Annotated in this window: 5 protein-coding genes; 3 read left to right on the top strand and 2 right to left on the bottom strand. The window is 42.9% G+C overall.

Features of this window, described 5'->3' with window-relative positions:
• Positions 1–106 precede the first annotated feature (106 nt).
• From QZ735_RS17640 to murC, 3 genes are read left to right on the top strand one after another with little or no spacing between them, the layout of a single operon-like run.
• Positions 107–913 carry a 1-acyl-sn-glycerol-3-phosphate acyltransferase gene (locus tag QZ735_RS17640; protein ID WP_294251291.1) on the top strand — a complete coding sequence of 269 codons (807 nt, stop codon included), beginning with the start codon at positions 107–109 and terminating at the stop codon, positions 911–913.
• Between the two features lie 17 nt (positions 914–930).
• Positions 931–1368, top strand: a complete 438-nt coding sequence (locus QZ735_RS17635; RefSeq protein ID WP_294251288.1) for a hypothetical protein — start codon at positions 931–933, stop codon at positions 1366–1368.
• 4 nt (positions 1369–1372) lie between these two features.
• A complete protein-coding gene (gene murC / locus QZ735_RS17630) occupies positions 1373–2710 on the top strand; it encodes a Mur ligase family protein (protein WP_294251286.1) in 1338 nt (445 codons plus the stop codon).
• Positions 2711–2970: 260 nt separating this feature from the next.
• On the opposite strand, the gene QZ735_RS17625 is transcribed toward murC, so the two are convergent.
• Both QZ735_RS17625 and QZ735_RS17620 read right to left on the bottom strand, forming a co-directional pair.
• The gene (locus QZ735_RS17625; RefSeq protein ID WP_294251283.1) at positions 2971–3417 is read right to left on the bottom strand and encodes a lipocalin family protein; all 447 of its coding nucleotides are present in this window, start codon (positions 3415–3417) and stop codon (positions 2971–2973) included.
• A gap of 175 nt (positions 3418–3592) precedes the next feature.
• Entirely contained in the window at positions 3593–4468 is an 876-nt protein-coding gene (locus QZ735_RS17620) for an aldo/keto reductase (RefSeq protein ID WP_294251281.1), read from the bottom strand.
• Positions 4469–4540: the final 72 nt, after the last annotated feature.

The raw sequence follows: 4540 nt of genomic DNA, 5'->3' as shown, positions 1-4540 counted from the left end.
CAACTTCAACGGATACGTGATCTGGGGCGCTACCGCCATGATCTTAAGTGAATTCAGCCAGTTGCTGAAAAATATGTAACTTTGCAACACTGTGTTTAATTGAGCGATGGCGAAGAAAAATATTTTTACCGATGCATTCGGGACTCCCTATTTTTTAAAAAGGCTGATTATCCTGATTCTGGGATTTGTTTCCTACAGGAGATTTAACGGCTTTAACAAACTGAAAATTTCAGGTACCGAACATCTTGTGGATCTTCCCGATTCCAACGTTCTGTTCGTATCCAACCACCAAACCTACTTTGCCGATGTAGCAGCCATGTACCATGCGTTCTGCTCGGTGAATAACGGCTATCTGAACACCATTAAAAACCCGATCTACTTACTTAATCCAAAGATCGACTTCTATTATGTGGCTGCCGAAGAGACGATGAACAAAGGCATCCTTCCTAAAATCTTCAAGATTGCCGGTGCTGTGACCGTAAAACGGACCTGGCGGGCCGAAGGGAAAAACGTAAACCGGATTGTCGATATGAGCGAGGTAGACAATATCATGAAAGCTTTGGACAACGGCTGGGTCGCTACTTTTCCCCAGGGAACCACCTCTGCATTTGCCCAGGGAAGACGCGGAACCGCAAAACTGGTAAAAAACCAGCGGCCGATTGTGATCCCTATAAAAATCAACGGATTCAGAAGGGCCTTCGATAAAAAGGGCCTCAGGTTAAAAGTAACAGGCGTGAAACCGACCATGGAGTTCAAACCCCCTCTCGATATTGATTATGATAAAGAAAATGCTCAGGAGATCCTGTACAAGATCATGACCGCCATAGAGCAGACCGAAGATTTTAATCTTCTCCACCACTATGATGAAGAACTGAAAGCAAAAAAATCAGAACAGAAAAATCAAGGTAACTAAACCTGAACCGTATGAATATGAAAAGGATAATAGCCATTGCAGGTACGGCCATCATACTGGCCTCATGCAGCAGCCAGAAAATGTATTCGGATTTTGACATCAGCTACTCCAAAAGCGGAGGCTTTGCCCCGGTTTATGAAAACCTCCTGATCAAAGGCAGTGAAGGTCATTATTCTTTTGAAGGCCAGGGCAAGAAATACAAACAGGACTTCGATGTTTCCCAGCAGGAACTCAAGGATCTCGAAACCACCCTTTCGAAAAATAATTTCAGAAGGATACAGGAAGACCATAAAAAGATCTACGATCATATTTCAACTTCCATCAACATCAAAAAAGGTCCGAATGAGGGCAGTAAAACGGATGCGAGCTCGATCATGCCGAATTACAGAACCAACTGGTCCAATATCACCAATGCCTTTCAGGAGCTTATCAATACCCACGTAAAAAAACCGTAATATATTGAAGACCCATTTCATCGCGATCGGCGGAAGCGCCATGCACAACCTTGCCATTGCATTAAAAGATAAAGGATATCAGGTAACCGGTTCCGACGATGCCATTTTCGAACCGTCGAGATCCCGGCTGGAAAATAAAGGAATTCTTCCGGAAACAACCGGCTGGTTCCCGGAAAAGATCACTTCCGATATTGATGCCGTGATTCTCGGAATGCACGCCCATCAGGATAACCCCGAACTGGCAAAAGCTAAGGAGCTGGGACTGAAAATTTATTCTTATCCCGAATTCCTGTATGAGCAGTCCAAAGACAAAACACGGGTGGTGATCGCAGGTTCCCACGGAAAGACGACCATCACTTCAATGATTCTTCATGTGCTGAACTTTCATCAGAAAGACGTCGATTTCATGGTCGGCGCCCAGCTGGAAGGTTTCGACTGTATGGTAAAGCTTACGCAGGATAACGATTTTATGGTGCTGGAAGGTGACGAATACCTCTCCTCGCCTATTGACCTCCGTTCCAAGTTTCTGCTCTATCAGCCGAATATTGCTTTACTGAGCGGAATCGCCTGGGACCACATCAATGTATTTAAAACGTTTGACGATTATACGGAACAATTCAGGAAGTTTGTGGCCAGTATTACCGCAGGCGGTGTCCTGGTCTACAATGAAGAAGATCCCGAAGTGGTAAAAGTAGTGGATGCTGCTGAAAATTATTTCAGGAAAATTCCGTACAGAACCCCGGAATATGAAATCGTTAACGGAAAAGTCCATCTGAAAACAGAAATGGGCGATGTCCCGCTTTCGGTATTTGGGGCTCACAACCTGCTGAATATGGAAGGGGCAAGACACATCTGCCACACACTGGGCATCATGGACGAAGATTTCTACGAAGCCATCATGAGCTTTACGGGAGCTTCCAAACGTCTTGAGAAAGTGAACAGAGACGATCAGGGCATCCTTTACAAAGATTTTGCCCATGCACCAAGCAAAGTAAAAGCTACGGTAAAAGCCTTCGACGAACAGTTTAAAAAAGATAAAAAATACGGATTTCTGGAACTTCATACCTATTCAAGCCTGAATCCTGTTTTCCTTGAGCAATATGATTATGCGATGGACGGTTTGGATGAAGCGGTTGTTTTCTACTCAGAAGATGCCCTGAAGATCAAAAGAATGGAGCCGATCTCCCCGGAGTTGATCCGTGAGAAATTTAAAAATTCAGATCTGAAAGTCTTTACCAATGCGGAAGACCTTCATGCCTACTGGAACACGCTGGATAAAACGCAGGGCGTTTACCTGATGATGAGCTCCGGAAACTTCGGCGGACTGGATCTTACGAAATAATTTCATTTTCCATAGTACTAAAAACTCCTTTCAGTCGAAAGGGGTTTTTAATTTAATGTAAATTTGATAATCTGTCATTTATTTTCAACCCGATGACAGATAAAGCTAAAAAGAATTAAGATTCATGAACTGGAGTATTGAATAGTATTTCTTAGCTGATAAATAATATCAAATGGCATAAATGACTTTTGGTTGTGTTAGTGTGGATAAGACTTCCCGCATCCAACCTGTTAATCAGATCAGTTCAAGTTCGCGTGAGTTTAATTGATTCTTTTATAAAAACGTCTGATTATATCTTTGGTACCGTCGCCGTCAAAATCCTGTGTCCGGTCTTCCACGACCAGATCCGTCTGGTTCAGCTGGGCAACGTAATAAGGATTGATCTCTTCCCCTTCGAACCAAAATTCACGTTTTATTTCATTAAAGATGTATTTCCTCGTAAAAGCCTCTGTCTTTTTGCAGACGTTGCTGTTCTCTTCAAATGAAACTGAAGTCAGGTGAGAAGCGGTAAATTCATATGTGCCTGATTTCTGGCAGTCTGTCGGGAAAGAAGTCTGCGTCTGCTGATGCAGAGACCGCCGGATCTCTACTTTTTCAACAGACCATTTTCCGATAATGGATGCTTTATTGCCGGGATCCTGATCCTCACCGTTGCCGCCGCAGGAAATAGCAAAAAAAAGAGCTGGTGCCCAAATAAGTTTCTTCATGGTTATAATACTACTTTAAGAGAACAAAAATAAAACTAATTCCTGTTTTAATTCTAATAAATAATCCCTTTATTGGTCAACAAAATAAAAAAGCTCCTTCACACAGGAAGAAGCTTCATATATAAAAGACTGATACTGTTGATGCAGATCTTCTCTATTATTTAAAATTGTTACATTAAATATCTGCTACGGCTTTCAGCATTTTCTGCTCCCATTCCGGATCTTTCGGATCAAAGAATAGTCTTTTTCCGGTATCCAGGGAACGAACCACATTCATTTCATCTTCCGTTAATTCAAAATCAAATACATTGAAATTTTCCTCGATTCTTGAAGGCGTTACCGATTTCGGGATGACGCAGAACCCTTCCTGAAGATGCCATCTTAAAATAACCTGTGCTACCGTTTTGCTGTATTTCTCACCGATTTTTTTTAATTCCGCGTTATCCAGCAATCCGGCATTCCCGTTTCCGAGCGGGCTCCACGGTTGGGTAACAATATTGTTTTCCCGGTTGTATTTCTGAAGTTCCTTTTGCTGGAAAAGCGGGTGCAGCTCGATCTGGTTGATGACCGGAAGAACCGTTGCACTGGCTTTTAATTCCTCCAATTTATCCGGTGGAAAATTGCAGACACCAATCGCCTTGATTTTTCCTTCCCGATACAGTTCTTCCATCGCTTTCCAGGCGCCGGTGAAATCGGCATACGGCCAGTGGATCAGGTACATATCAAGGTAATTCAACTGCAACCGGTCCAATGTTCTTTGGAAAGCGCTCTTTGCTTTTTCATAAGAAGTATCCTGAACCCAGAGTTTGGAGGTGATGAACAATTCTTCCCGATCCGTTCCGCTGTTCTTTATGGCATTTCCGACGGCCGTTTCATTCTGGTAGATCGAAGCCGTGTCGATCATGCGGTATCCAGTCTCAATGGCTTTGAGAACCGCATTTTCACACTCCTGAAGATCTTCCATCTGCCATACCCCGAAGCCTAAGGCCGGAATATCTACCCCGTTGTTTAATGTGATTACAGGCTGTCCTGTGTATGTTTTCTGTTGCATATGATGTATTTAATTGATGATTGATGATTGATGATTGATGATTGATGATTGATGATTGATGATTGATGATTG

This window comes from uncultured Chryseobacterium sp., assembly GCF_913776365.1.
Classification (GTDB): Bacteria; Bacteroidota; Bacteroidia; order Flavobacteriales; family Weeksellaceae; genus Chryseobacterium.
The sequence above is the reverse complement of the archived record's forward strand: the minus strand, read 5'-3'. Positions and strand labels throughout refer to the sequence as shown.

Bases quoted from the DNA above. Each gene is read 5' to 3' on its own strand.
- QZ735_RS17640 (WP_294251291.1), top strand. From the start codon at position 107: ATGGCGAAGAAAAATATTTTTACCGATGCATTCGGGACTCCCTATTTT.
- QZ735_RS17635 (WP_294251288.1), top strand. From the start codon at position 931: ATGAAAAGGATAATAGCCATTGCAGGTACGGCCATCATACTGGCCTCA.
- QZ735_RS17625 (WP_294251283.1), bottom strand. From the start codon at position 3,417: ATGAAGAAACTTATTTGGGCACCAGCTCTTTTTTTTGCTATTTCCTGC.
- QZ735_RS17620 (WP_294251281.1), bottom strand. From the start codon at position 4,468: ATGCAACAGAAAACATACACAGGACAGCCTGTAATCACATTAAACAAC.